Annotated in this window: 25 protein-coding genes; 11 read left to right on the top strand and 14 right to left on the bottom strand. The window is 46.1% G+C overall.

The features are described from left to right. Positions 1 to 30: 30 nt before the first annotated feature. From EK374_RS10335 to EK374_RS10315, 6 genes are all read left to right on the top strand, one after another. Positions 31 to 630: a response regulator transcription factor gene (locus EK374_RS10335; RefSeq protein ID WP_206099332.1), complete on the top strand. Its 600-nt coding sequence runs from the start codon at positions 31 to 33 to the stop codon at positions 628 to 630. Between the two features lie 93 nt (positions 631 to 723). Continuing rightward, positions 724 to 999: a hypothetical protein gene (locus tag EK374_RS20770; RefSeq protein WP_206099331.1), complete on the top strand. Its 276-nt coding sequence runs from the start codon at positions 724 to 726 to the stop codon at positions 997 to 999. Continuing rightward, entirely contained in the window at positions 966 to 1,469 is a 504-nt protein-coding gene (locus EK374_RS10330) for a tyrosine--tRNA ligase (protein ID WP_206099330.1), read from the top strand. The genes EK374_RS20770 and EK374_RS10330 overlap by 34 nt, the downstream gene beginning before the upstream one ends. Before the next feature lie 90 nt (positions 1,470 to 1,559). Beyond that, entirely contained in the window at positions 1,560 to 2,027 is a 468-nt protein-coding gene (locus EK374_RS10325; protein WP_127022879.1) for a Dps family protein, read from the top strand. A 465-nt stretch (positions 2,028 to 2,492) separates the two neighbouring features. Next, positions 2,493 to 3,377, top strand: coding sequence for a protease HtpX (htpX, locus tag EK374_RS10320; protein WP_127022876.1), 885 nt, complete (start codon positions 2,493 to 2,495; stop codon positions 3,375 to 3,377). Between the two features lie 116 nt (positions 3,378 to 3,493). Then, a complete protein-coding gene (locus tag EK374_RS10315) occupies positions 3,494 to 4,843 on the top strand; it encodes an IS1182 family transposase (protein ID WP_127019037.1) in 1,350 nt (449 codons plus the stop codon). Positions 4,844 to 5,067: 224 nt separating this feature from the next. On the opposite strand, the gene EK374_RS10310 is transcribed toward EK374_RS10315, so the two are convergent. Continuing rightward, positions 5,068 to 7,374, bottom strand: a complete 2,307-nt coding sequence (locus EK374_RS10310) for a methyl-accepting chemotaxis protein (RefSeq protein WP_127022873.1) — start codon at positions 7,372 to 7,374, stop codon at positions 5,068 to 5,070. Between the two features lie 205 nt (positions 7,375 to 7,579). Between EK374_RS10310 and EK374_RS10305 the strand changes: the two genes are divergently transcribed. Both EK374_RS10305 and EK374_RS10300 read left to right on the top strand, forming a co-directional pair. Continuing rightward, positions 7,580 to 8,446, top strand: a complete 867-nt coding sequence (locus tag EK374_RS10305) for an MBL fold metallo-hydrolase (protein WP_127022870.1) — start codon at positions 7,580 to 7,582, stop codon at positions 8,444 to 8,446. Positions 8,447 to 8,455: 9 nt separating this feature from the next. Next, on the top strand, positions 8,456 to 9,013 hold the full coding sequence (locus EK374_RS10300) for a dienelactone hydrolase family protein (protein WP_127022867.1): 558 nt from the start codon (positions 8,456 to 8,458) through the stop codon (positions 9,011 to 9,013). A 19-nt stretch (positions 9,014 to 9,032) separates the two neighbouring features. Here the strand turns inward: EK374_RS10300 and EK374_RS10295 are convergent, their stop codons facing one another. From EK374_RS10295 to EK374_RS10280, 4 genes are all read right to left on the bottom strand, one after another. Beyond that, positions 9,033 to 9,836, bottom strand: a complete 804-nt coding sequence (locus EK374_RS10295; RefSeq protein WP_127022864.1) for a DUF1338 domain-containing protein — start codon at positions 9,834 to 9,836, stop codon at positions 9,033 to 9,035. A gap of 84 nt (positions 9,837 to 9,920) precedes the next feature. Continuing rightward, entirely contained in the window at positions 9,921 to 11,405 is a 1,485-nt protein-coding gene (astD, locus tag EK374_RS10290) for a succinylglutamate-semialdehyde dehydrogenase (protein WP_127022861.1), read from the bottom strand. Beyond that, positions 11,402 to 12,433, bottom strand: a complete 1,032-nt coding sequence (gene astA / locus EK374_RS10285) for an arginine N-succinyltransferase (protein WP_127022858.1) — start codon at positions 12,431 to 12,433, stop codon at positions 11,402 to 11,404. Before astA ends, astD begins: the two co-directional genes overlap by 4 nt. 69 nt (positions 12,434 to 12,502) lie before the next feature. Continuing rightward, the gene (locus tag EK374_RS10280; RefSeq protein ID WP_127022855.1) at positions 12,503 to 13,708 is read right to left on the bottom strand and encodes an aspartate aminotransferase family protein; all 1,206 of its coding nucleotides are present in this window, start codon (positions 13,706 to 13,708) and stop codon (positions 12,503 to 12,505) included. 147 nt (positions 13,709 to 13,855) lie between these two features. Here EK374_RS10280 and EK374_RS10275 point away from each other — a divergent pair, with 147 nt between their 5' ends. The 3 genes from EK374_RS10275 to EK374_RS10265 all read left to right on the top strand — a co-directional run bounded on the left by EK374_RS10275 (position 13,856) and on the right by EK374_RS10265 (position 16,868). Continuing rightward, entirely contained in the window at positions 13,856 to 14,293 is a 438-nt protein-coding gene (locus tag EK374_RS10275) for an Lrp/AsnC family transcriptional regulator (protein WP_233280382.1), read from the top strand. 145 nt (positions 14,294 to 14,438) lie between these two features. Continuing rightward, entirely contained in the window at positions 14,439 to 16,127 is a 1,689-nt protein-coding gene (locus tag EK374_RS10270) for an NAD-dependent malic enzyme (RefSeq protein ID WP_127022852.1), read from the top strand. A gap of 159 nt (positions 16,128 to 16,286) precedes the next feature. Continuing rightward, the gene (locus tag EK374_RS10265) at positions 16,287 to 16,868 is read left to right on the top strand and encodes a hypothetical protein (protein WP_127022849.1); all 582 of its coding nucleotides are present in this window, start codon (positions 16,287 to 16,289) and stop codon (positions 16,866 to 16,868) included. A 348-nt stretch (positions 16,869 to 17,216) separates the two neighbouring features. On the opposite strand, the gene EK374_RS10260 is transcribed toward EK374_RS10265, so the two are convergent. The 9 genes from EK374_RS10260 to serC all read right to left on the bottom strand — a co-directional run bounded on the left by EK374_RS10260 (position 17,217) and on the right by serC (position 26,391). Next, on the bottom strand, positions 17,217 to 18,929 hold the full coding sequence (locus EK374_RS10260; RefSeq protein WP_233280395.1) for a potassium/proton antiporter: 1,713 nt from the start codon (positions 18,927 to 18,929) through the stop codon (positions 17,217 to 17,219). Between the two features lie 27 nt (positions 18,930 to 18,956). Next, positions 18,957 to 19,664, bottom strand: a complete 708-nt coding sequence (gene pyrF, locus EK374_RS10255) for an orotidine-5'-phosphate decarboxylase (RefSeq protein WP_127022845.1) — start codon at positions 19,662 to 19,664, stop codon at positions 18,957 to 18,959. Between the two features lie 21 nt (positions 19,665 to 19,685). Continuing rightward, positions 19,686 to 20,816: a tetratricopeptide repeat protein gene (locus EK374_RS10250; RefSeq protein ID WP_127022842.1), complete on the bottom strand. Its 1,131-nt coding sequence runs from the start codon at positions 20,814 to 20,816 to the stop codon at positions 19,686 to 19,688. A 5-nt stretch (positions 20,817 to 20,821) separates the two neighbouring features. Next, on the bottom strand, positions 20,822 to 21,064 hold the full coding sequence (locus EK374_RS10245; protein ID WP_127022839.1) for a LapA family protein: 243 nt from the start codon (positions 21,062 to 21,064) through the stop codon (positions 20,822 to 20,824). Between the two features lie 35 nt (positions 21,065 to 21,099). After that, positions 21,100 to 21,384 (bottom strand): integration host factor subunit beta, encoded by a 285-nt coding sequence (gene ihfB, locus EK374_RS10240; protein ID WP_127022836.1) that lies wholly within the window; start codon positions 21,382 to 21,384, stop codon positions 21,100 to 21,102. 68 nt (positions 21,385 to 21,452) lie between these two features. After that, positions 21,453 to 23,129, bottom strand: a complete 1,677-nt coding sequence (gene rpsA, locus EK374_RS10235) for a 30S ribosomal protein S1 (protein WP_046521526.1) — start codon at positions 23,127 to 23,129, stop codon at positions 21,453 to 21,455. A gap of 101 nt (positions 23,130 to 23,230) precedes the next feature. Continuing rightward, positions 23,231 to 23,911, bottom strand: a complete 681-nt coding sequence (gene cmk, locus EK374_RS10230; RefSeq protein WP_127022833.1) for a (d)CMP kinase — start codon at positions 23,909 to 23,911, stop codon at positions 23,231 to 23,233. Between the two features lie 114 nt (positions 23,912 to 24,025). After that, positions 24,026 to 25,312 carry a 3-phosphoshikimate 1-carboxyvinyltransferase gene (gene aroA / locus EK374_RS10225; protein WP_127022830.1) on the bottom strand — a complete coding sequence of 429 codons (1,287 nt, stop codon included), beginning with the start codon at positions 25,310 to 25,312 and terminating at the stop codon, positions 24,026 to 24,028. Next, positions 25,312 to 26,391, bottom strand: coding sequence for a 3-phosphoserine/phosphohydroxythreonine transaminase (gene serC / locus EK374_RS10220; protein WP_127022827.1), 1,080 nt, complete (start codon positions 26,389 to 26,391; stop codon positions 25,312 to 25,314). The genes aroA and serC overlap by 1 nt, the downstream gene beginning before the upstream one ends. Positions 26,392 to 26,569: the final 178 nt, after the last annotated feature.

The raw sequence follows: 26,569 nt of genomic DNA, 5'->3' as shown, positions 1-26,569 counted from the left end.
TATGACTGCATAGAGACCAAACGGGAGTTTTTGTTTTATCACTATTTAATGGACTCTTACCTGCAAGACCCTTTTTATCGTCGTGCTCAGCAAGCGACTGACGATGGATTGTGGCGTTTACAAGACCTGTTTGATTCGGCTAATGCCGGTAAAAGCTACCAAAAGCACTTTACCGAAAAGACAAGTCTGCATGATGAGTTCTGCCTGAGTTTTAAGCTGGAACCCAAGCGCTGGATAGTGCTGTTTATTGGTTATCGCGAACCCAACCAGAGCCGTTATCAATCCAGCTATGAAACATTGGCAGGACTGCAAAGCCTGCTCCGCGCTTTAGTTCGTCAGCATTGGGGTCAAGACAGCTTTGTCCTATCCAGCGCTTCGTCAGACAAAACTGGCTTGCAGCACCAACTTAGCAATGCATTTTCCTGTTTTGGCCAGCAGTTACTGACTGACAAAGAGCAACAGATCGTCTGTTTGTTACTGCAGGGGTTTGATTCAGAGGATATAGCCCAGCAGCTGCACATCAGCGCTGGTACGGTCAAAAACCATCGCAAAAAGATCTACGCTAAACTGCAAATCGGCTCATTAAGCGAGTTATTCCAGTTGTTTCTGACTCATCTGTTGGCCAGCTAAAATGCTTTTCTTATCCCTTTAGGGACATGCCTTTTTCTGCTGCTGAACTTTAAGCTGCTGCTTTTCACTTTATATACAAAACGAGAGCAGCCAATGACAACAGCAGCGGTGAGTAAACCCCAGTTAGTGGATGACTTACTCGAGCGCGGCCAGATAGCCCAAAGTTCTAATCCAGAACTCTTACACGATTTTTTAAGCAGCAGACAAAGCTTGTACTGTGGTTTTGATCCCACAGCCGGCAGCCTGCATATAGGGCACCTGGTGCCTTTATTGATGCTGAAACGTTTTCAGGATGCAGGCCATCACGTCATAGCTTTAATACCGACGATAAAGACGTGTATAACCTGCTGCGCTACTACAGTTTTTTAACTTGCGTCGAGATAGCTGCTATAGAGCAATCGGATCACAACTCTGGTAGCAAACCTCAGGCCCAACGTATTTTGGCAGAGCAGGTGACCCGATTTGTACATGGTGATGCAGGGCTGCTATCGGCTGAACGGATCACTAAGGCCTTGTTTGCAGGGCAGCCGCAGCAACTGAGCTTAGCTGAATTACAGCAGTTGGTACAGGATGCTTTAAATTGCGTAGAGGTTAAGAATCAACTGACGCTTTCAGATCTGCTGCAAAAATCAGGTTTAGCTGCATCCCAAACTAAAGCCAGAGAATTGCTCAACTCAAATGCGATAAGACTTAACGGTGAAGTGGTGCAACATGATCGGGAGATGTCGGTTTATCCGCAACTTCATAACAAATATTGGCTGTTGCAGCGGGGACAAAAACAGTTTTGTCTGGCAAAACCTGATGCAGCCCTTGTTTTACCTGATCTGCAATCCCATTGATCTATAACAGCTTACCCTTTTGTCTAATTGAGCGCTTGAGGTGAATTGTGATAGGGTAATTGAATTCTTTGCCGCAACACGGAGTTTCTTATGAAAATTAATATTGGTATTGAAGACGACGATCGTAAAGCCATAGCCCATGGTTTAGCGACTTTATTGGCCGACACCTACACTCTGTATCTGAAGACGCATAACTATCACTGGAACGTCACTGGCCCTATGTTCCAGACGCTGCATGTTTTATTTGAAACTCAGTACACTGAACTTGCGCTGGCGGTGGATTTAATTGCTGAACGTATTCGTGCTTTAGGTGAATTTGCACCAGGTTCCTACAAAGAGTTTGCCAAGCTCACCAGCATTAAAGAAGCAGATGGTATTCCGGCCGCTCAGGATATGATCAAAGATCTGGTGAAAGGTCAGGAAGCATTAGCGAAAACTGCCCGTTCTATAGTGCCTGTAGCTGATAAAGCCTCAGATGAGCCTACTCTGGATTTGTTAACTCAACGCATGCAGGTGCATGAAAAAAATGCCTGGATGCTCAGAAGCTTGTTGGGTTAATCCTCTTTAGGATTTTCCAAGGTTTAAATCAAATAAAAGCCTGCCTGGAGCAATCCCGACAGGCTTTTTTTATTCTATGCTCCAAAATTCGCTATCAGGTATAAACTGCCAATTAGGAAGTTATATTCGATTTTACCTTACACGACTTTCCAGCTTATTATCACACCGTTCCCTGAATAACCTAACTGCGAGTTGAAACACTTCGGTTGGGTTGTGCAGAACCAATACGTACTTGTTGTGGTAATTTATCCGCCCTTTGCCCCTGTTACAGCAATGAAACAGGGGCTTTTTTAGCAACAGGCGTTTATACCGTCGTACTTGAAGCTGCAGCTTTGTTTACTACGCCACCGGCCCGGTCATATAGGTTAGCTATGCTCCCGGGCACTCACTGGCTTGTCACTTCGCTGCAACTCCAAATTACTTAGATATAGAAGTTAGTAGGTTTCCTGAATTACAGAGGTTGTTATGAAACGTATAGTGCTATTTTTAATCACGAACTTAGCTGTGATGTTAGTGCTGAGTATCGTTTTAAGTATTGTGTTTAAAGTTTTTGGGATTGATAACCGCAGCATGGGTGGCTTACTGATATTCGCTGCTGTCTTTGGTTTTGGTGGCTCTTTTATCTCTTTAGCTATGTCCAAGTGGATGGCAAAACGTTCGACAGGTGCAGTGGTGATCACAGAGCCATCAAATGCCACAGAACACTGGCTGGTCAGCACAGTGCAACGCCAGGCCAAACAAGCTGGTATTGGTATGCCGGAAGTGGCGATTTACGACTCGCCGGAAATAAATGCCTTTGCCACGGGTATGAGCCGCAATAATGCGCTGGTGGCTGTCAGCACGGGTTTATTGCATGCGATGACACAGCAAGAAGCCGAAGCTGTGTTAGCGCACGAAGTGTCTCACGTCGCCAACGGCGATATGGTGACGCTGACGCTTATTCAGGGTGTAGTGAATACCTTTGTTATTTTCTTTGCCCGGGTGGTTGCAGGCATTATTGATAACTTCTTTCGCTCCAGTGATGAAGAAGAAAGTCAGGGCGGTGGTATCAGCTACATGATCACTGTGTTTGTGCTGGAAATGATCTTTGGCGTGCTGGCGAGCATTATTGTGATGTGGTTTTCGCGTCAACGTGAATATAAAGCCGATGCTGGCGCCGCACGTTTAGTCGGACCAGAAAATATGGTGGCTGCGTTACAACGATTAAAAGGCAACCATGAAAGCCAGTTACAAGGCTCAATGACGGCTTTTGGTCTGGCCACTAAACCTGCTGCTTCAGAGCTTTTTATGAGCCATCCACCTTTGGATAAACGTATTCACGCGCTGCAAAGCCGATCCTTTGAAGGCTGATCTGTTATCAAAAACAAGCCCCTGCATGACAGGGGCTTCAGACTGCTGACAAAGGTCTGGACGTAGCTCCAGACCTTTGATCTAATAGAATCAGTTCAACACAGGACTGATTATCTATGTTACGAGACACATCTCCCCAACAATATCAGCTTGAGATGGTAACTTTGGAGCAACTGGTTCCTAAAGACCATCTGGTTCGTAAGATTGATACTGCTATTGATTTTGAATTTATCCGCGCTGAAGTGGCTCACCTCTATTGCAAAGACAATGGCCGTCCGGCGATTGACCCTGTGGTGCTGTTTAAAATCATGCTGCTCGGTTATGTATTTGGTGTGCCAAGTGAGCGGCGACTGATGCAGGAAATCGAAGTCAATGTAGCCTATCGCTGGTTTTTACGGTTGAGCCTGACGGATAAAGTGCCGGATGCCTCGACCTTAAGCCAGAACCGTATCCGCCGCTTTAATGGCACTGATGTATTTCAGCGTATCTTTGACCATATTGTGGAGCAGGCCATATCCCGCCATCTGATTGGAGGACGCACGCTGTACACCGACAGCACCCATTTAAAAGCCAGTGCGAACAAGGGGAAGTCCATCAATAAACTGGTGTCTGCCAGCACATCTGCGTACATCAGGCAGTTGAATGAAGCGGTTGAGGAGGAGCGTAAAGTCGCCGGAAAAAAGCCGCTGAAGGAGAAGCAAGAACAGGTCTGTGAACTGCAATCTATCAAGAGTAGCACCACGGACCCGGACAGTGGATTTATGACACGCGAAGGCAAGCCACAAGGCTTCTTCTACCTGGACCACAGAACCGTCGACGGCAAACATGGCCTTATCACCGATACCTTTGCAACCCCTGGTAATGTGCACGACAGTCAACCTTACCTTGCCCGATTAGACCGGCAACTGGAGCGTTTTGACCTGAACCCGGTGGCGGTCGGATTAGATGCTGGCTACAACACGGCCATGTTGTGTCACTTAATTCAAGAGCGCCAGATTGAACCTGTGATGGGGTATCGTCGACCGAATAAAGGCAAGGGACTGCTGCGTAAAAGTGCGTTCAGCTATGAGAAAGACAGCAACAGCTACCTCTGCCCACAAGGTCAGAGTCTTCAGTACAGCACCACCAACCGTGATGGATACCACGAATACAAATCAGACCCGGCGATATGCAGGAATTGTCCGTTACTCAAACAATGCACGCGCAGTAAAAACCAGACCAAAGTGTTGACGCGGCATGTGTTTGAGCAAGCCAAAGAAGCCGCAAACCAGACGAGACTCAGCGCTTGGGGTAAGAAAATCTACCAACGACGAAAAGAGACGGTAGAGCGTAGCTTCGCAGACGCTAAACAACATCATGGTCACCGATATGCACGCTTCAGAGGATTACAGAACGTACAAATGCAATGCCTGATGGCAGGCACCGCGCAAAACATCAAAAAAATGGCGTTGCTACTGGCCGCCTGAGGAAGAAGCCCTTCAAACACCTGCTAATCGACCACAGACACACGACCAGACCTCTTCAGAACAACCCAACGTGCCAAAACACTCAGTCATGAAGTCATCGAGCTTCAGCCGTCAACTGTCGTAAAACTCGCGCTAAAAGTCCTTAAAAAAACAAACCCCATCAAAAAGGTGGGGTTTGTCATTAATCTGAAGCCCCTGCATGACAGGGGCTTTTTTGTCAGGATTTAAACCCGGAAGGTTCTGGCGTTACTTAATAATTCCGTCGCCAGTTTTTCCTGCTCCTTTGCTGTCAGGTTTAACTCTGTCATCGCGTGCTCTGTATGAGCCGCCAAACCTTGCACAGCCATCAGTTCATCGCGCATTTGCTGATTATGCTGGTATTGTTGCTCACTGGACTGGGCTATAGTTGCAGTGTCTGTGCTGACTTGTGCAATCAGTTGTTTTATTTCACCTAAAGCCTGAAGCGCCTGCTCTGAACCTGTGACACAAAGCTGTGCACTTTCACGCTCTTTTGCTAAATCCAACGCGGTTTCGTCCACTGTGCTCATTAGGCGGTTCAACATCTGCTGAATTTCCATAGTCGCCTGACGAGTACTGCCAGATAAGCGCCGCACTTCATCGGCTACTACAGCAAAACCACGGCCATGTTCACCAGCTCTTGCAGCTTCAATAGCGGCGTTTAGCGCTAAAAGATTGGTTTGTTCTGAAATTCCTTTGATGGTATCCAACACTGTAACTATATCAGTGGCGGCAGAGCGCAGCTGATCCATGCTCTGACTGGAAGAGCTAACCTGTTCAGCCAGATGACGCATTGAACCGGCCACTAAATCCACCGCCTGATAACCTGAATCGGCCTGCTGATTAGCATGATTGGCCTGGCTGGCTGAGCGACGTAACTGCTCAGCTGAATGCTGCAGCTGCTGATCCAGACTTTGAGATTGCTGCAGCAAATGGCTGATAGCCGCACCTTGTTGCATCGCAGAGCTCTTGCATTCCAGACTGATTTGCAAGTTCTGGGTTGCTGCTGAAGCACTTTGCTCACAAGTACTGGTTAGCTTTGTCACCAGAGTGCAAAAAGAGCTAAATAGTTTATTAAGTGCAGCGCCAATATCAGCTAATTCGTCTTTAGATCGCAAATCAAACCGCACTGTTAAATCATGAGACTGCGCAGAGCCCTCAATACGTTGGTGCAATGCCAGCATAGGTTTGGCAAAACGCTGGGCTAAAAGATACACCAGCAGGACCACCAGTATTCCAAGTAGCAGTACAGAAAGCAGGGTGCTTAGAATAAGATTGGTTCGAATAGTGCTGACAGCCGCCAGACTCTCTGATAATTCCTGCTGCACAATAAGCGCATAGTTTCGCTGGCCTATCTGTAGAGGGCGCCAGCTGACTAATGATTCTATGCCACGGTAATCTTCAGCTTCAGCCACGCCGGTCTTGCCCGCTAAGGCATCTTTGATCTGCGGCAGTTGCAATTTAGTATGGCCACCTAAACCATATGGACCGGCTTTAAACTCCGGATACTTTGCAATGAAGCTGGTTTTATCGGTCAGATAAGGCCTTACTTCGGTTACAAGTTTCTGATCCTGGTCCACAAGATACAAATCACCAGTCTGACCTAGACCTAAATCCTGCCACTTTTGATTTCCAGTCATCAAATCTGTAAAACGACTCACAGGGTACTGAGCTATTAAAAATCCTACCGGAGTCTCAGCGCTGTTTGGATGGAACACAGGCACGCCAAAAAACAGCACTTGCTGCTGGAATGAACCAGAAAAAGCGCTGATTGCCGAGATCTGTAAACCAGCTTTAGGCTTTTGCTTTAAGCTCTTGGCTAATGTTGCCAGTTCAGTGTTGGCAAAAGCACCATTTTGTAAATTGCTGGCAAACACCGGACCTTTGTTGACGTTATACAACACGTCCAGACTGTTGGCATCCACCAGCATTAAGTCCTGAAAACCATAGCGGTCAACAATTTCTTTAAAGCTGCTGTGGTATTTATTGTGCTGCTGACCATAAACCGAGCCGTCACTGCGATCCTGCAACAACTGCTGTTTGCCCAGAGGCTGAGGGTTTTCAGCTACATAGAATTTCTGCAGCAATAAGGTTTCAAATTTGGATTTTTCCAGCCATTCATTGGTATTAACTGACAAGCCATTAGTTTGAGCCTGGAAATATGGCTGATACTTAGTTTTGTACCAATCGCCTAACTGCTGTTTCAGGCCATCCAGGTTAGGAGCTGACACTTCATAACGGTAGGACACAAAAGGGTTCTTAAAACTGTACAAGGCTTCCTGCGTCAGGCGGTTATGAGCTAACGAATTGAGTAATTGTTGCTGGCTGTCGAGCTGGGTTTGCAGCATGGTGTGCCTGCTCGTTGCCAAAGCCTGAAATTGTTGTTCTGCACTTTGATGTACAGCAGCTGTGCTGTCTTTTAACGCAAGCAGGCCACTGGTGCTGGCTGACAAAATTACCGCCATTACAGTCAGCACACCTGCTCCGAGGGTTAATTTTCTGGCGATGTTCATACGACTCGTATCTCCACTAAGTTTCAGGCACAGGCAGAGTAGAGGTGGCCGATTGCAGATTTATGACAATTAAAAAGCAGGTTTTGCGGATGGCTATTTAATGCGCACCACTTTAGCTTTAAGTAATAAGCTTATATCTTTCTGGAATGAAAAAGCTTTGCTACTATAGGGCTAAATTTGAACTGGCCACGAATAGCGGTGATTTATGCAGCAGCCTGTCGTCCATGCTTTTTTTGAACCACAAAGTTTTACTTACAGTTATCTGGTCTGGGATCCACTGAGCAAAGAGGCTGCGGTGATTGACCCGGTATTAGATTTTGATGCAGCTTCTGGTTCCACCAGTACAAGTTCTGCAGAGCAGATCATGGCTAAGGTAAAAGAGCATAACCTGACAGTGCAGTGGTTACTGGAAACTCATGTGCATGCGGATCATTTATCTGCCGCACCTTTTCTAAAACGACAACTGGGTGGTCGTATTGCGATAGGTTCAGGTATTACCCAAGTGCAGCAGTTGTTTGGTCAGGTGTTTAACCTGAAAGATTTAAAAACGGACGGTTCAGCTTTTGACAAACTATTTGCCGATGGCGAAAACTTCATGTTGGGAACTATCCGCTGCTCTGTGTTACACACTCCAGGTCATACGCCAGCTTGTGTCAGTTATTGCATTGGCGATGCAGTCTTTGTTGGCGATACCTTATTTATGCCGGATTATGGTTCAGCCCGTTGCGATTTCCCGGGCGGCGACGCTGCTACCTTGTATCATTCAGTGCAAAAGCTGTATCAGTTGCCCGATCAAACCAGAATGTTTTTATGCCACGATTACAAAGCGCCTGGGCGTGATGAGTTTGTCTGTGAGACCACAATAGCAGCGCAAAAGCAGCAGAATATCCACCTAAAGCAAGGCACCAGTGAGAAGGACTTTGTCGCTATGCGCACGACCAGAGATAAAACGCTGAGCATGCCAAAGCTTATATTGCCGTCGGTGCAGGTGAATGTGCGGGCAGGTCAGTTCCCAGCGGCAGAAGACAATGGCACTGTGTATTTGAAACTGCCTGTGAATTTGTTTCGCTAAGGACTGCAAATGCAACTGGTGATAGCGACTGATATTTTTGGCGCCCAGCCTGAAGTGCTTTCACAGTTTGGTCAGCTAGGTTCGGATTATCTTTGTGTACAGCCTTATGATCATCAGCCTCCATCCTTTTCCGATGATCATGAAGCCTATCAGTATTTTCTGGCGCATGGCGGACTTGAGGCCTACAGCAAGAAACTAGAGGACATGCTTAACGCTCAGACAGAGCCGGTATTTTTACTAGGGTTTAGCGCGGGTGCCGCAGCCTGCTGGGCGAACCTGGCTCTGGAGCATTTAACTATCGGGCTTTATGTTGGTTTTTATGGTGGCCAAATCCGCCAGATGACAAATCTTCAGCCGCTTTATCCAACAGAGTTGATATTTGCCGAAGAAACACATTTTTCAGTGCCGGGACTGATGAGCGCATTAGCACATAAAGCTAATGTTAAACAAAGCCTTGCACCTTATCTTCATGGTTTTATGAATCCGTTATCTAAGAGTTATCATGCTGAAGCTGCAGAGCTTTATTGGGGCAAAATAAAGGCCGGATATTTATCCAGCCTTTGTTAGTCAGAATGACCGGGACCTATTAACGCACGTTTGTGCTTTCGAAAATTTTGTCAGCAGAAGCTGCAACAAAACCACCGTACAGCTGGCCGTTGGCCATAGGGTAACGACGGGCAAATTCGTAGAAGCAACTAGGGATATTGCGCGTGCCATCGGTAAATTGTACCGGTGCTTCGTCGGCTAAAGTAGAAGACTGTTCCAGCAACACTTCTGGTGTGCCTTTAATTTCGCCACCTGAGGTATTTAACGGAAAACCTGCATCTTTTAATGCCTGGTTCACGGACTCCAGCGTGTCAAAGTTTTTCAGAGCATTCACGCTGACCGTAAAGTGGTTGGCACGGTAACCCCAGACGGACATCCAGGCAGCGTATTCACTTTCAGCTAATAAAGTTTCGTAACTTTGCTGATCAATAGTCCAGTGGCGACCTGAGTAGAGGAAGTTATCTGCAGTAACAGCAGATTCTGGGATTTGATCTACCAGTTTACGCACTATGCTTTGCAGCTCCGGGGAGCATTTTTCTAACAGCAGCTCGGAAATAAAGACTTTTGGCAGAGTAGGGTCTTTATGCTCAAAATGTTTGGCATAGAGCTTTTTCGCTTCAAAATGGTATTCGCCACCTTCGGTATAACCTAAGGCCAGCAGGTGAGCTGCAAGTTTATTCAGGCTTACTTTTTCAATATTAAAAGTACGAAGTGCGATGTGATCATTAATCACGTCATCTTGTTGTGATGAGCCTAAAATGGCGTGAATTTTTTTTGCAGAAGGGGTGACTTCCAGGTAGTTAGCCCAAAGTTGGTTAAACAGTTCTTTCACATCAGTATGCATAACGAGTCCTGCTCTGTTGATTATGGTGTTCAGGCCGGCAAGTGTAGCCACTCTGCCGGCTTATAATTTTGATCTGGTTCAGCTTTACAACACTAACCCTGGACTTAATGTAGCTGGTAAGGCCACCTGATCTGCTTCGACTGAAGATACAGGGTAAGCGCAATAGTCGGCAGCATAATAAGCACTGGCTCTGTGGTTGCCGCTGGCGCCAATGCCCCCAAAAGGTGCTGCACTGGAAGCGCCGGTAATAGGTTTGTTCCAGTTGACGATACCTGCGCGGATTTGCTGGAAAAACAACTGATAATCTTCAGCTGAGTCGGCCAGTAAACCTGCAGATAAGCCGTATTTAGTGTTATTGGCTTCAGCAATAGCCAGCTCAAAATCATCGTAGCGATAGACTTTTAAAAGTGGGCCAAAGTGTTCTTCGTCCGGAATAGCATTTACGCCTGTCACATCCAGAATACCTGGCGTGGCATAAGCACCGTGAGCTTCAGGTAAGGTGAGTTCAACTAATACCTTAGCGCCCATCTCGACCAGCTGTTGCTGGGCTTTGGCCATACCTTCGGCTGCTTTGGCAGAAATCATAGCGCCGTAAAATGGTTGTTCTGTGGCAAAAGGGTCGGCAACCTTTATGTTTTTAGTGGCCGCCACCAACTCTGCCAAAATGGCATCCCCATTGGCCGTATTTGGCACAAACAAGCGACGGGCGCAGGTGCAGCGCTGGCCAGAGCTAATAAAAGCCGACTGAATAATGTCATGCACAGCTGCTTTAACATTAGCAACGTCTTTGATAATGAGCGGGTTATTCCCACCCATTTCCAGCGCCAGTATTTTACCTGGCTGACCAGCAAATTGCTGATGCAGGTAATGTCCAGTGCCAGAGCTGCCAGTGAAAAACAAGCCATCTAACTGAGGATGTGCAGCCAGGGCCTTACCTGTAGCTACTTCACCTTGTAACAAGGTCAGCACACCTGCTGGCAAACCAGCCTGTTGCCATAACTGCACTGTGTATTCAGCCACTTTAGGTGTCAGATCAGATGGCTTAAACACCACCACGTTACCGGCAATCAGAGCCGGAACTATATGACCATTGGGCAAATGGCCCGGGAAGTTGTAAGGGCCAAATACTGCAACCACACCATGAGGCTTATGGCGGATAAAAGCCTTAGCGCCTGGCATAGGATTTTCTACAGTGCCGGTGCGTTCTTCATGGGCGCGTTTGGATATGGCAATTTTACCTATCATGGCGGCCACTTCAGTACGGCTTTCCCATAAAGCTTTGCCGGTTTCTTCAGCAATAGTGCGAGCCATAGTTTCAGTGTTTTCTTGCAGTAAGGCAGCAAATTTTTCAATCACCACCAGACGTTCTGCGAGAGATAAGGCCGACCAACGATAAAAAGCCTGACGTGCAGATAACAAAGCCTGATGCACCTGGGCTTCATCAGCGCCGTTGCCTTGCCAAATCGATTTACCTGTTGCAGGGTTCACAGACTGAAAAGTCAAACCAAAACCGGCTTGCCATTGACCTTCTATAAACTGCACTGTAGCTTTTGCATTCACTTCGTTCATTTCACTGCCTTTTCTAATGAGAGGTAACGCACAAAATCGCCATTGTTAACCATCAGAGCTTCCGCTAATTCCGGACTGATCACCAACTCGTGATTGTCATTCAGTGCCGCATTTTTGCTAAAGACGGCTCGGAAATTAGTAGTCTGGGTATTACAAATGGATAGTGTGGCGTTGCCTTCAACAGGCGCCACCAGCACTTTAATCTTATGGCTGTTGCGCACTGATTTAATTTGTTTTAACTGGCACTCAACCGTTGGGCCACCGTCGAACAAATCGACATAACCACGGTGGAAAAAACCTTCGTTTTCTAACAGTGCCAAAGCAGGTTTGGTGTTTTCATGCACTTCACCAATAACTTGCTGAGCAGATTCCGGCAGCAAGCTGACATAAATAGGGTGGCGTGGCATCAAGTCAGCAATAAAGCCTTTATTGCCGACACCAATCATATAATCGGCGGTAGGGAAGTCGATGCTGAAAAAATACGACTGCAGCCATTTCCAAAACGGTGGTAAACCCGAATCATCGGCCACGCCGCGCATTTCTGCTATAACCATTTTGGAGAACCGCTTCGGGTGCTCGGCCATAAATAAAAACCGCACTTTGGATAAAAAGCGGCCATTTAAACCCTGACGGTATGGCTCGCGTAAAAACAGCGTACAAATCTCAGACACACCAGTGTAGTCATTACACATGGTCAGCACTTCAACTTGTTTAAATACATCCAGCTCTTTGGAGTGATGCACCACGGTGCTTTTATGGAAATGATACAAAGGGTTTTCCAGGCCAACTGAAGCTTCAATACCTGAAGTGCCAACAATTTCACCTGTGCTGGTATCTTCCAGTACAAACACATACCCTTGATCGCCCATGGCCTCAACGGCAGTTGCGAAGCTTTGCTCAGAACGGGCAATTTTCGCCTGCAATTTTTGCTCATTGACCGGCAAAGAGGTAAAACCAGCACCTGATTCAATAGCAATTTGCATCAGGACAGGGTAATCCGATTGTCGGATAGGACGGATCAACAACATAAATTTAGTATTCCTGCTTAGTAGCTGCTTATTAAGTTAAGGGAGCTCAACGAACTCCCTTCAATGGCTTTAGGCCTGAACCATCTTCGCGACAGCTTTTTCAAAACGTTTTAAACCTTCTGCAATATCTGCTTCCGGAATAATCAGCGAGGGAGTCATACGAATCACGCTGTAACCTGCAACTAACATCATTAAACCTTCGTCAGCAGCAGCTAGCATAAAATCACGGGCTTTGCCCTGGTACTTCTCATTCAGTGCAGCACCAATTAACAGGCCTTGGCCACGAATTTCACTGAACACATCGTATTTGTCATTAATAGCTTTTAAGCCGTCACGGAATAACTGCTCACGCTGTTTGACGCCATTTAAAACTTCAGGCGTGTTTACTGTATCAAAAGCGGCGATACCTACAGCACAAGCCAACGGATTCCCACCATAAGTAGAACCGTGTGTACCCACCACTAAATGCTTAGCGATAGCAGTGGTTGTCAGCATAGCACCTATAGGAAAACCGCCACCTAAAGCTTTGGCTGTGGTCAGAATGTCCGGCACTACACCTAAACCCATGTAGGCGTACAATTGACCGGTACGGCCTACACCAGATTGCACTTCATCAAAAATCATCAGCGCATTGTGCTTTTTACATAAAGCGGCCACACCTTGAATAAATTCTGCAGTTGGCGTGATGATGCCGCCTTCACCTTGCAGAGGTTCCAGCATCACAGCACAAGTGTTGTCAGAAATCAGAGCTTCAAGACTTGCCAGATTATTGTATTCAGCATGCATTATATCGGCAGGTTTAGGACCAAAACCGTCAGAATAGGCAGGTTGACCTCCTACTGTGACAGTAAAGAAAGTACGGCCATGGAAACCTTGTTTAAAGGCAATAATTTGGGTTTTGTGCTCACCAAATTCATTTTTAGCCCAGCGACGCGCCAGCTTTAACGCAGCTTCGTTGGCTTCAGCGCCTGAGTTGGCAAAATAGACTTTTTCAGCGAATGTAGCGTTAACCAGTTTCTGCGCCAGGATCAAAGCTGGTTCGTTGGTCATCACGTTGGATAAATGCCATAACTTATCAGCCTGATCTTTTAATGCGCCCACTAAAGCAGGGTGGCAGTGGCCTAAACAGTTCACGGCTATGCCGCCAGCGAAATCAATAAACTCTCGACCTGTCTGGTCCCAGACTCTTGAACCTAAACCTTTTACCGGGATCACTGCGGACGGTGCGTAGTTCGGAACCATCACTTCATCGAATAAAGATCTGCTAACTTGCATTGTTGTTCTGCCTTTGTGCTTTTTGTTGATTACCCTTGATATGGCAGGGTAACTAAGGAATTTCACTTATTATATTGGCCAGACTTACCAATATGCAGTAGCATTATTGACAATATTGCAGTTAATTCTGTCATTCTGATAAGGTAAATGAGCAAAGTGATAAATTCCGATGACGAAAAGCTATTAGGCATGTTACGCCGTAACGCCAGAGCCAGCATTTCAGACCTGGCCAGAGCCTTGAATGTGTCGCGCAGCACTGTACAAAACCGCATGCACAGGCTTGAGCAAAGCGGCGTGGTGAAAGGCTATGTACTGGAATATGGCAGTGCATTTTTAAGCCAGTTAGTTTCAGCCCACGTGGCGATAAAGGTACGGCAAAAGCTGACAACAAAAACCAATGTAGAGCTCAAACAAATCAGTCAGATTTCTGAGTTATACGCCATCAGTGGTGAGTACGATTTAATTGCTGTAGTGCAGGCTCAAAGCACAGAACAATTGAGCCATATTCTGGATGAAATAGGCAATCTGGATGGGGTAGAGCGTACCAATTCTTCAGTCATTCTGGAGACTAAATTCAAGAGATAAGGCAGAAAATTGTGGCGCTCAGGTCTGACCAGAGTGAAATGAGCGTCATTTAGCCTCTGTTTAACCCTTGTGAGGTTGCCGCCTTATTCAGACCTGTTATGATCGGCAGCAATTTGAGCCAGCAGGCTTGTTTTGAGAGATCCCCATGAGTACGAAACAACCTCTTTATACCTCCTACGCAGGTCCAGCGTTATTAGAAACTCCGTTATTAAATAAAGGCAGCGCCTTCACCAAAGAAGAACGTATTGCCTTTAACCTGATTGGTTTATTGCCTCCACGCTACGAAACTATTGAGCAGCAACTGGCCCGCGCTTATATGCAATATTCCAGTTTCGCTGAACCCATCAACAAACATATTTATCTGCGTGCTATTCACGATAAAAACGAAACTCTGTTTTATCGTTTAGTAAAAGAGCACCTGGAAGAAATGATCCCGGTGATTTACACGCCAACAGTAGGGGACGCCTGTGAGCGTTTCTCCGCTATTTACCGCAGTGCCCGTGGTATTTTTGTTTCCTACAGCGAACGTGAGCATATGGATGACATACTGCGCAGCGTCACCAAGAAAAAAGTAAAAGTCATAGTAGTCACAGACGGTGAACGTGTACTGGGCTTAGGTGACCAGGGCGTAGGCGGTATGGGTATTTCCATCGGCAAGTTGTCCTTGTACACAGCCTGTGGAGGGATCAGCCCGGCTTATACCTTACCAGTGATGCTGGATGTCGGTACGAATAACGAAAAACTGCTGAATGACCCTGTGTATATGGGTTCTAAGCACAAGCGTATTACTGGCGAAGAATACGATGCCTTTATCGACCAGTTTATGAAAGCTATTAAACGTCGCTGGCCAGAAGCTTTAGTGCAGTTTGAAGATTTCGCTCAGCCTAATGCGATGCCAATTTTAAAACGCTACCGTGATGACTACTGCTGTTTTAACGACGATATTCAGGGCACTGCTGCCGTCACTGTTGGCTCCTTATTAGCCGCCTGTCGCAGTAAGGGGGTAAAACTGTCGTCGCAGAAAGTGGTTTTTGTCGGTGCTGGTTCTGCAGGTTGTGGTATAGCTGAGCAAATCATCAGTCAAATGAAAACTGAAGGACTGGATGATGCGACAGCGCGTAAGCAGGTCTACATGGTGGACCGTTTTGGTCTGTTAACTGAAGGCATGGCTGATTTACGTGATTTCCAACAAGCGCTGATGCAGAAAAAATCAGATCTGTCTGACTGGAGTTACAGTGGCGACTACGCCTCATTACTTGATGTGATGAACTGCGCTAAACCCGATATCTTAATTGGTGTATCTGGTCAACCTGGTTTATTCACTGAACAAGTGATCACGGCCATGAAAAAACACTGCGAACTGCCGATTATTTTCCCGTTGAGCAACCCGTCAAAACAAGTGGAAGCGACACCTGAACAAGTCATTAAGTGGACTGAAGGTAAGGTCATTATTGCAACTGGCAGCCCATTCAAGCCTGTAACTTTTAAAGGACAAACGTACCATATTGCGCAGTGCAATAACTCCTACATTTTCCCGGGCATCGGTTTAGGCGTAGTTGCTGTGAAAGCCAGCCGTATCAGCGATGAAATGTTACGTATTGCCAGTGAAACTCTTGCTGCAGCCTCGCCATTAGCCAACACAGGGCAGGGATCCTTACTGCCGGCTTTGTCTGAGCTGTCTGAACTCAGTAAAAAAATCGCCTTTGAAGTGGCTAAAATTGCACAAAAACAAGGTTTGGCGCTGGAGATCAGTGATGAAGAATTACTGCAGAAAATTGAACGTAATTTCTGGAAGCCAGAATACCGTCAATACAAACGCGTCAGTGGTCATTAACATCGGCCATTAAGTATTCTGTGCTTGCTGTATAAAGAAGCTAAATAAAAAGTTGGTTTAATCAATACCTTAGCGATTAAACCAACTTTTTTTGTTTTTCCCTCCAACTATTTATTCCCAAGCTCCGACTTACTAATAACTGAAGCACAGGAGCCTGTTATGAAATTCCAAAAATCATTGACCTTAACATTATTATCTGTCGCTATTGCAATCAGTTTTGGCTGCACAGCTCAGGCTGAAACCGCATCTGCAAGCGTTGCAGCTGTAGCACCGCAACAAATTGCTTTTATTAAAAACTGCAAAGTTATACAACAGCGCGCTATGACCACAGATGAACTAACTGCTTATCAACGTTTAGCAGTCGTTGAGCAACAAATGGAAGAATTGCATTTACCTTTAAAAGCGTTTGAAGCAGAAATGGAGCAACACAGCCAACGTATGGCTGAGCTTGCAGATCTTGTGCATCATGAAGATGAACATAGTATTCGTATAGATAAAGTTAAAATGGCAGAGCAGCAAAAATTAGCCGAAGAAATTCATGAAATTACAGAACGCCACAGACCACATTTCGCAGCTTTAGAGCAAAAAGGAGATGAAATCAGCGACATAGCCGATGATTTTACCGACTTACTGGAGAAGTCTGCGCCGGCCGGTGGTTTTGATCATATCCAGGTGATATCGGATTCAGGCAAAACAACGGAATGTTTCGATGGTGGTATTAAACTGACTTCACGGAATTAATCTTCAAATTGATACGGAAAACCATATAGACGTTAATGTATATGGTTTTCCTGCTTAGCCTAAGCATGTGTTCTAATTAACGGGTTTAACGCTACAAATAGAGGTTTATGTCGGAAGTAATGACATATGAGCCGCAGAACAATAACCAAGCCAATGTTAGATATCTGATTGATAAATATGGATATACCTCCTTTTCCTCCATATTGAAGGTGTCGCATAATGATTATTATGTTAAATTGAATATTAGTGTAAATGATCAACCTTTAGTCTGCCCCGTGATCCCTGCATTCAAACAGTTTAAAAGCCTCAGGCCTGATTCAATCCGGCAAAAGGCTTTATTGCTGTAAATCAAGCCGACTTAATACCCACCTGCAGTATCTGGTCGTGGTCGTCTATTTGACGCACTGTCAGTACTAATTGGTCCAGCTGCACCTGGTCGCCAACCACCACGCGTCTGTGGAATTTTTCGGTGATGTATTCGGACAAACTTTGGCTTGGATCCTGATCTTCAGCAAATTGAATGCTGTAGAAGCCATCCAGTTCGTTTAAGGTGATTTCGCCGTTTAATACGAAGTCACCGAAGAAATCCAGTTTATCCAGCGAGGTTTGTTCTGCGCTGGTGGACACTTTGTCACTGACAGCTTTTACATCTTTGGCTTTACTCAAGACCAATAGCATATCGTTTAGCTGAAAACTTGGGCTTTGCTCGGCTTTGATCCATTCTCCTTTACGCAGTACACCTAAGTAGCTGACATCCGGTGACATATTCAGTTGCTGCCAGTCGCTGTCTATGATGGGAGAACCTTTACCCACTTTAAACGAAAGTACCTGCAGCAAATCATTACAGGCTACGCTGTCGAGTGTCATGGAATGATCCGGGCCTGGCTCTGGTGGCACTTCGAGCTTCAGCCAGCGCGCTACCGGCGCTATAGACCAGCCCTGAATAAGTAAAGATACAATCACCACGAAAAACGCCACGTTAAAGTACAAATCTTTATTCGGTACGCCAGCTAACCAAGGGAATAACGCCAGAATAATAGGCACAGCACCACGTAAGCCTACCCAACTGATAAACACTTGATCTTTCTTAGGAAAATGAAAAGGTACCAGGCTTAAAAACACAGCTATAGGTCGGGCTATAAAAATCATCACTAATGCCAGTATCAGCGCAGGAATTGCATATTCCATCAGCTTACTTGGCGTAACCAGCAAACCTAGCATCAAAAACATAATGATTTGACTAAGCCAGGCTAAACCGTCATGCATTCTCAGTATTTGCTGAATTTGCGGTAAACGGGCGTTGCCTATTAAAAAGCCCATCAAATACACAGCCAGAAAACCACTGCCGCCAAATTGGTTGGTTAAACCGTAAATCAGCAGTGCGTAAGAGACGGCCAATAAAGGGAAAAAGGCTGCGCTTAATGGCAGTTTGCGGCAAAGCAAAACAAAGAAGCGCCCTGCTCCATAGCCTACTGCTGCGCCCACTATGGCTTGCTGAAAAAATACCGTCGACAAGGACCAGTTCAGTTCACTTTGACCTGCCAAAACACCAACCAGAGTAAAGGTCAACATGACTGCCATAGGGTCGTTACTACCCGACTCTATTTCGAGTGTGGACGCTACCCGCTCTTTAATATTTAAGCCGGCAGACTGGAAGATTGAAAATACAGCAGCGGCATCTGTTGAGCTCAATATCGCCCCTAACAGCAAGCCTTCTAATAAGGTCAAATTAAACAGATAAGAGGCTGCGACACCTAAAATGCCGCACGTCAGCACTACGCCCAACGTGGCTAATACAGCTGAAGGCGCCAATACCACACGAACCCTGTCCGGATGAGTGCGCATCCCACCATCAAACAGAATAATAACGAGGGCTATAGAGCCAATCAGCAGAGCAACATCAGGATTGCCAAACTTGATGCCCAGCAAACCGTCTTCACCGGCCAGCATACCAATGACAAGGAAAATTAATAATAAAGGCGCACCTAAGCGCGCCGAGATCAGAGTCGCAACTATACTGGAGAAAAACAGAGCCCCTGCAACCAGGATTGTTAAGTTCACTGCATCCAAATAAAAGCTCCTTTTTTCTTAATGTGCGGGGTAAATCTCCCGGTAAATTTGTTGTAAAGCGGATAACGGATCGGCAGCTTTGGTAATTGGGCGCCCTATCACCATATAGTCTACACCAGCCTTTAACGCATCAGCTGGTGTCATCACTCGTTTTTGATCATCTGCTGCGGCAAAAGATGGACGAATACCTGGCGTCACTAAGCAGAATTCCTTACCAAATTGCTGTTTTAATTCAACAGCTTCTTGTGCAGAACACACCACGCCATCTAAACCAGATTTTTCTACCAGACCAGCCAGTCTGAGCACCTGCTGTTGTGGTGTTAAATTAATACCCAACTCCACTAAATCACTTTGCTCCATACTGGTCAACACAGTGACTGCAATCAGCAGTGGTTTCTCTTTACCAAAACTTTCTAAAGCTTCGCGGGCTGCAATCATCATACGACTGCCACCGGAAGCATGTACATTCACCATCCACACACCTAAATCAGCAGAGGCTTTCACTGCTTTGGCCACTGTATTTGGAATATCATGAAATTTAAGGTCTAAAAACACATCAAACTTGCGCTGATGCAGTTCTTTGACAAAGTCCGGGCCAAAGTGGGTAAACATTTCTTTGCCGACTTTTAACCGACACAAAGTCGGGTCGAGCTGGCTGACTAAATTCAATGCTGCGGATTTTTGTTCAAAGTCTAAGGCGACCACTATAGGACTGGTGTTATTCATCAGGTTCTCTTCTATCTAAGATCAGCGACCGTCTATGCCGGTCATTGGCTCTACCGTTTCCCATTGCTGGCAAGACGGACAGAGCCAATATGGTTGTTTGGTTTTAAAACCACAATTGCGGCAATGATACAGCACTTTGGTATCCAGATAAGCCTGTAACATTTGTTCTATTTCAGCCAGATGTGGCTCAGACGGATCTTGCAACCGCCTGATTTGAATAAATTTTAAAAATAAGCGGATATTCGGCTGTTGCTTCAATTTATCCGTTAGCAAATTTTCTGCTTGCTGCAGATTGTCGGCTGTTGCATAAAAGTGCGCCAGTTCGGCCGTCGCACTGATGTTTTTATGTTTACGGCTCAATTCTGTGAGTAGTGCCTGCCATTCGGCTGGTTCTGGTGTGGTTTGCGCGACTAAAGGCAACAACTCAGCAGCCCATTGCGGTCTTTGTTGCAGTATGGCCAGTAACAGCTCTCGCGCTTCGGTAAATTCTTCTTCGGCAATCAGCTTTTTTGCCAGCTCGTATTTAGGCCGCAAGGATACCGGATAACGTTGGATCAACTGGCGGTACGCATCGCTTGGTGCCGGTTCTTTACGCCAGGCTTCACAGCTAAAATTCGCCACACCAATGCGCAATGAACGTGAATCTGTTTGTTCTACTACGGCGCGGAAATCCATGGCTTTTTGCCATTCGTGAGTGGCGGTAAATAAGCTAAAGAGTTGTTTTAACACAGCTTCACGAATGCTTTCAGCCTGAACTAATGCACTTAATAATGGTTCGGCTCTGTCGTATAAACCTGCACTGAAGTAGTCTTTGGCCAATTCGAATTGGATTTTTTGCGCCTGTTGTTTCGGCAGTTTTAACTGATGTAGTTTTTCATGAATACGAATGGCTTTATCCCAGTCGCCACGCCGACGGAACAGGTTGGCTAATGCCAGGTAGGTATCAATAGTTGCTGCTTCTACATCAAGCAATTGCAGTAATTGCTCAATAGCCTTGTCTTCCTGATCAGTCAGCAGGAAATTTAAGCCAGAGGATAAGTTTTTAGTGACAGAAGCCCTGCCCTTAAGCTCTTTTTGTTTTTCGCTGTTGCGGCCCATAAACCAGCCGTAAGCGGCGGCGACAGGAAGTAACAGAAATAACAGTTCCAGCATAGGGATCAGGTTTTATCTGAAGATTTAGCAAACCAACCTTTGGTTTTTGCCTTCAGAATAAAGGCCATTGAAACACTCAGGCCAAGCAGAAAACCAGAGACTAAAAACAGAGCGGCAATGTCGACCACTCTGAGTTCTGTTTTTGCAATAAGATAGTTAAATTCAGCAACTTGCTGATTGAGGGAACCCAGAATAAGCCCGAAAATAATCAGGACAATAATAAAGACAACATAAAAAAATCTGGTCAAAACTCCGTCAACCCCGTTTTTTAGCTGAAAAGAGATCAGGTGTTAGTTTTTACCCGGTCACGTAATTCTTTACCCGGTTTGAAATGAGGCACATATTTGCCATCTAATTCCACTTTATCGCCGGTTTTTGGATTGCGACCTATACGAGGCGCGCGGTAATGCAGAGAAAAACTACCAAAACCACGAATTTCGATACGCTCGTTATTCGCCAGTGAGGTGGCCATTTGTTCCAGAATTTCTTTGACTGAAGATTCGATGTCTTTCACCTGGACATGAGAAAAATCAGTAGACAGTTTTTCGATCAATTCAGATTTGGTCATGGACCCTCCGCTGTATCAGTAGAATGAAGGACCGGAGCAAAGCTCCGGCCCTTCTATACAAGCATCAATTAGTCAGCTTTTTGAGCTGCTTTGAATGCTTCGGCCATAGCGTTACCACCAAAATCAGCATCATCTTGCTTTTTGATAGTGTCCATAGCTTCTTTTTCTTCAGCTTCGAATTTCGCTTTGATTGACAGGCTGATTACGCGGTTTTTGCGATCAACACCCATCAGGCGAGCTTCTACTTCTTCACCAACTTTTAATACTGTAGTAGCGTCTTCGATACGCTCACGAGCGATGTCAGATACGCGAACGTAACCTTCAACACCACCTTCCAGCATTACAGTAGCGCCTTTCGCGTCAACTGCAGTTACGTTGCCTTTAACGATAGCACCTTTTTTGTTATCAGCAAGGTAGCCGTTGAACGGATCTTCGTCTAATTGCTTGATGCCTAAAGAGATACGCTCGCGCTCTGGGTCAACTTGTAACACAACAGCGTGTACTTCGTCGCCTTTCTTGAATTCACGTACTGCGTCTTCGCCAGTTGAATTCCAGCTGATGTCTGACAGGTGTACTAAACCGTCGATGCCACCGTCTAAACCGATGAAGATACCGAAGTCAGTGATTGACTTGATCTTACCGGATACGCGGTCACCCTTGTTGAAGCCCTTAGCGAACTCTTCCCATGGGTTGGCTTTACATTGTTTCAGACCTAAAGAAATACGACGACGTTCTTCGTCGATTTCCAGAACCATAACTTCCACTGAATCACCTAAGTTAACAACTTTAGATGGGTGGATGTTTTTGTTAGTCCAGTCCATTTCTGAAACGTGTACTAAACCTTCAACGCCTTCTTCGATTTCTACGAAGCAGCCGTAATCAGTCAGGTTAGTTACGCGACCAGTGATGCGAGCACCTTCTGGGTAACGTGAAGCGATAGCGGCCCATGGATCTTCACCCATTTGCTTCAGACCTAAAGAAACACGTTGCTTCTCACGGTCAAACTTCAGAACCTTAACTGGGATTTCATCGCCAACATTGACGATTTCGCTTGGGTGTTTAACACGTTTCCAAGCCATGTCAGTGATGTGCAGTAAACCGTCTACGCCACCTAAATCAACGAATGCACCGTAGTCAGTCAGGTTCTTAACGATACCTTTAACTTCCATGCCTTCTTCTAAGTTTTGTAACAGTGTATCGCGCTCAGCACTGCTTTCAGATTCGATTACCGCACGACGTGATACAACCACGTTGTTACGCTTCTGATCCAATTTGATTACTTTGAACTCAAGTTCTTTGTGTTCTAAGTGTAATGTGTCACGTACTGGACGCACGTCAACTAATGAACCAGGCAGGAATGCACGGATACCATCAACTTCGACAGTGAAACCACCTTTAACTTTACCAGTGATGATACCGATAACAGTAACTTTATCTTCACAGGCTTTTTCCAGGCGAACCCAAGACTCGTGACGTTTAGCTTTCTCACGAGACAGTAAAGTCTCACCGAAGCCATCTTCAACCGCGTCCAGAGCTACGTCGATGATGTCACCAACGTTCACTTCAATCTCGCCAGCCAGGTTTTTGAATTGTTCAACAGGGATTGCTGCTTCAGATTTCAGACCGGCGTCAACCAGTACTACGTCTTTATGGATAGCAACGATAGTTCCTTTAACAATAGAACCAGGGCGAGTTTCGATAGTTTTGAGGCTTTCCTCAAACAGTAGTGCAAAATTTTCAGTCATATTCACTTTTTCAGTTTAAGTGCTCCACGCACAGTCCTGTGTCATGGGGTTGCTAAGTTAACTTGTCATCATCCTTGCGACAAGCTGTCCAACGTGAAGGTCTAGGCCTGGTTCAACTTTTTACAGACGTTGAGAACCTCGTCCAACACTTGTTCAATAGATTTATTGGTCGAATCCAGCATGTATGCATCGCTTGCAGGCTTTAAAGGCGCTACGGCGCGATTCATATCCCGTTCGTCACGGGCCTGAATTTCGCTCAAAAGGTCGCCGATGTTAACATCATGGCCCTTTTCTTTCAACTCTAAATAACGCCGTCTGGCGCGCTCTGACGCGTCGGCTGTTAAAAAGATTTTAACTTCTGCCTGCGGGAATACCACAGTACCCATATCACGGCCATCTGCAACTAAGCCTGGTGCTTCTTTAAACGCACGTTGACGGCGTAACAAGGCTTCACGTACCCGCGGCAAAGAGGCAATTTTTGATGCCACTGAACCCACTTCTTCAGTACGAATAGTATGAGTGACATTTTCACCTTCCAGCGTAATGCGGGTATTGCCTTGTTCGTCGCAATTAAACTGTACATCAAGATGAGCAGCCAATGGCTGTAAGGCTTCTTCGTCAGCAGGGTCAATCTGGTGATGGATAGCAGCTAAAGCTAAAACACGATAAATCGCTCCGCTATCCAGCAGATGCCAGCCCAGTTTTTGGGAAACTAAACGGCAAATTGTGCCTTTCCCTGAGCCACCTGGTCCATCAATGGTAATTACCGGCGCTTGTTGCATTCTGCCTCCAAAACAGTCGAACACACAAAAAGATGCGGCATTATACAGAAATAAATGACAAAAAGCGCGGATTAATCAAGGAGATCGCGTAACCACTTAGGTTACGCGTGATTTTCAGGCTAAAGTGCTGAGTGTGCTAAACACTTCAAAGTATTGAGGAAATGTTTTACGGGTACAGTCTGGGTCTTCAATGGTCACCGCAGTGTCACTTAATGCGACCAAAGAGAAACACATGGCCATCCTGTGGTCATTGTAAGTGGCTATGCTGGCATGTTTTAGTGTCGTTGGTGGCGTGATTAAAATGTAATCTTCACCTTCTTCTACTTCAGCACCCACTTTACGCAGTTCTGTCGCCATAGCCGCTAACCGGTCTGTTTCCTTCACGCGCCAGTTGTAGACATTACGAATGGCCGTTGGCCCTTCTGCAAATAAAGCCGTAGTTGCAATGGTCATAGCTGCATCAGGAATGGCATTGTAATCTCGGTCAATGCCCTTCAGTCGGTTACGGGTAACCGAGATATAATCATAACCCCAGTCGACCGTGGCACCCATAGCTTCTAAAGCGTCGGCAAAGTGAATATCACCCTGCACTGCGTTTTTACCAATACCTGTGACTTTAATGGTGCCGCCTTTAATAGCGGCAGCAGCAAGAAAATAAGAGGCAGAGGATGCATCGCCTTCGACCAGAAAATCGCCAGGTGACTGATACTGCTGATTGCCTTTGACGACAAAATTTTGATAGTTGTTGTTCTCGACAGAGACGCCAAAACGCGCCATCAAGGCCAAAGTGATATCGATATAAGGCTTGGACACCAGTTCGCCGCTAATGACAATTTCGCTGTCACCCGACAATAAAGGCGCCGTCATCAGCACCGCGGTTAAAAACTGACTGGAGACAGAACCATCGATACTGATTTTTCCACCAGCCAGCGCTTTGCCGCGAATACGCAGTGGCGGATAGTCTTTGTGCTGCAGATACTCAATATCGGCGTTCCACTGCAGTACGGCGTCCACCAGATGGCCAATAGGACGTTCGTACATCCGAGGCTCGCCCGTTAATGTGACATCCACATTGGACACTGCTAAAGCTGCAGTTAAAGGCCGCATCGCTGTGCCGGCGTTGCCTAAAAACAGCTCTAACGGCTCCTGATGCTGAAATACGCCTGCTACACCAGTGATGTCACAGACTGTTTTATCAGCAGATAATGAAAACTGTACACCTAAGGCTGTTAAGGCATTGAGCATATGACTGACGTCATCGCTGTTGAGCAAGTTAGTAATGCGGGTTGTGCCTTTGGCTAAAGCGGCAAGCAGTAAAGCGCGATTAGATATACTTTTTGAACCAGGTAAATGCACCACGCCTTCCACTTTAGCGATAGGCTCTAAGGTTAAGGTTTTCATCAGCCGTGCACCCGCTCAAATTCTTTCATAAAGGTCACTAAGGTTTGTACGCCTTCTAATGGCATAGCATTGTAGATACTGGCGCGCATTCCGCCGACCATACGATGGCCTTTGAGTGCCAACAGGCCATTGGCCTCTGCTTCGCTGACAAACAAATCGTTCAGCGTTTCGTCACCCAATAAAAACGGCACGTTCATCGATGAGCGGAACTGCGGCGCTACGTCGTTGCGATAAAAATCGCTCTGGTCGATATAGCCATACAAGGTTTGTGCTTTGAGGGCATTACGCTGCTGCATTGCCTCTACACCACCCTGACGCTTCAGCCATTGGAAGACTAAACCCGCCAGATACCAGGCATAAGTGGGCGGGGTATTAAACATACTGTCGTTTTCAGCGGCCAGACGATAATCCAACACGCTAGGAATGCTGCTGCCTTTGGTTGGCAACAAGTCTTCACGCACTATGGCAAGGGTTAAACCTGAAGGCCCGATATTTTTCTGAGCTCCGGCATAAATAACACCGTAACGGCTGACATCAATATGGCGAGATAAGATGGTGGATGACAGATCGGCCACTAAAGGCGCTTTGGTGCTGGGTAAGTCAATAAACTCCATGCCATCCACTGTCTCATTCGGACAAAAATGCACAAAACTGGCATTGTCATTGAGTTGCCAGTCGGATGCTGGTACTAAAGATCGAAGACTATCTTGCTTAAACTGAATAGCCTGAGCTTTTAAGGCAGTGAATTTTTCAGCTTCCTCTACAGCCGCCTTAGACCAGGCGCCTGAAACTATATAATCTGCACTAACGCCTGTTTTGGCTAAATTCAGTGGTACAGCAGAAAACTGACCGCGGCCACCACCGTGCATAAACAGCACTTTGTAGTTTGCCGGTATGCACAACAAATCGCGCAGGTCCTGCTCTGCCTGAGCCGCAACCTGCATAAAATCTTTGCCTCTGTGACTCATCTCCATAATGGAGCAGCCGCGACCATGCCAGTTGATCAACTCTTCCTGTGCCTGTTGCATCACTTCCACCGGCAACATAGCCGGGCCAGCACAAAAGTTATAGGTGGTCATCTCTTGCTCCTGTTACAACGCTTTATCGAATGAAATACAAATTAGAAAACGGTTTTGGGTCATCTTGGGATGATCTTTGTTGTTGTGGCCTTGGGTTTATGGGTGATATTGCTCGACGTCTGGACGGCTCTTTATCAGTCGCTACTTTAACTCACTTTTACAAAGGAGCAAATAAAAA

The organism is Rheinheimera mangrovi, assembly GCF_003990335.1.
Classification (GTDB): Bacteria; Pseudomonadota; Gammaproteobacteria; order Enterobacterales; family Alteromonadaceae; genus Pararheinheimera; species Pararheinheimera mangrovi.
Note: the sequence above shows the minus strand (reverse complement) of the source record. Positions and strands in the feature narration are given on the sequence as shown.

Bases quoted from the DNA above. Each gene is read 5' to 3' on its own strand.
- EK374_RS10270 (WP_127022852.1), top strand. From the start codon at position 14,439: ATGAGTACGAAACAACCTCTTTATACCTCCTACGCAGGTCCAGCGTTA.
- ihfB (WP_127022836.1), bottom strand. From the start codon at position 21,384: ATGACCAAATCTGAATTGATCGAAAAACTGTCTACTGATTTTTCTCAT.
- EK374_RS20770 (WP_206099331.1), top strand. From the start codon at position 724: ATGACAACAGCAGCGGTGAGTAAACCCCAGTTAGTGGATGACTTACTC.
- EK374_RS10265 (WP_127022849.1), top strand. From the start codon at position 16,287: ATGAAATTCCAAAAATCATTGACCTTAACATTATTATCTGTCGCTATT.
- aroA (WP_127022830.1), bottom strand. From the start codon at position 25,312: ATGAAAACCTTAACCTTAGAGCCTATCGCTAAAGTGGAAGGCGTGGTG.
- EK374_RS10310 (WP_127022873.1), bottom strand. From the start codon at position 7,374: ATGAACATCGCCAGAAAATTAACCCTCGGAGCAGGTGTGCTGACTGTA.
- EK374_RS10305 (WP_127022870.1), top strand. From the start codon at position 7,580: ATGCAGCAGCCTGTCGTCCATGCTTTTTTTGAACCACAAAGTTTTACT.
- EK374_RS10280 (WP_127022855.1), bottom strand. From the start codon at position 13,708: ATGCAAGTTAGCAGATCTTTATTCGATGAAGTGATGGTTCCGAACTAC.
- EK374_RS10295 (WP_127022864.1), bottom strand. From the start codon at position 9,836: ATGCATACTGATGTGAAAGAACTGTTTAACCAACTTTGGGCTAACTAC.
- EK374_RS10325 (WP_127022879.1), top strand. From the start codon at position 1,560: ATGAAAATTAATATTGGTATTGAAGACGACGATCGTAAAGCCATAGCC.
- EK374_RS10300 (WP_127022867.1), top strand. From the start codon at position 8,456: ATGCAACTGGTGATAGCGACTGATATTTTTGGCGCCCAGCCTGAAGTG.
- EK374_RS10315 (WP_127019037.1), top strand. From the start codon at position 3,494: ATGTTACGAGACACATCTCCCCAACAATATCAGCTTGAGATGGTAACT.
- rpsA (WP_046521526.1), bottom strand. From the start codon at position 23,129: ATGACTGAAAATTTTGCACTACTGTTTGAGGAAAGCCTCAAAACTATC.
- serC (WP_127022827.1), bottom strand. From the start codon at position 26,391: ATGACCACCTATAACTTTTGTGCTGGCCCGGCTATGTTGCCGGTGGAA.
- astD (WP_127022861.1), bottom strand. From the start codon at position 11,405: ATGAACGAAGTGAATGCAAAAGCTACAGTGCAGTTTATAGAAGGTCAA.
- htpX (WP_127022876.1), top strand. From the start codon at position 2,493: ATGAAACGTATAGTGCTATTTTTAATCACGAACTTAGCTGTGATGTTA.
- pyrF (WP_127022845.1), bottom strand. From the start codon at position 19,664: ATGAATAACACCAGTCCTATAGTGGTCGCCTTAGACTTTGAACAAAAA.
- EK374_RS10275 (WP_233280382.1), top strand. From the start codon at position 13,856: ATGAGCAAAGTGATAAATTCCGATGACGAAAAGCTATTAGGCATGTTA.
- cmk (WP_127022833.1), bottom strand. From the start codon at position 23,911: ATGCAACAAGCGCCGGTAATTACCATTGATGGACCAGGTGGCTCAGGG.
- astA (WP_127022858.1), bottom strand. From the start codon at position 12,433: ATGTTGTTGATCCGTCCTATCCGACAATCGGATTACCCTGTCCTGATG.
- EK374_RS10250 (WP_127022842.1), bottom strand. From the start codon at position 20,816: ATGCTGGAACTGTTATTTCTGTTACTTCCTGTCGCCGCCGCTTACGGC.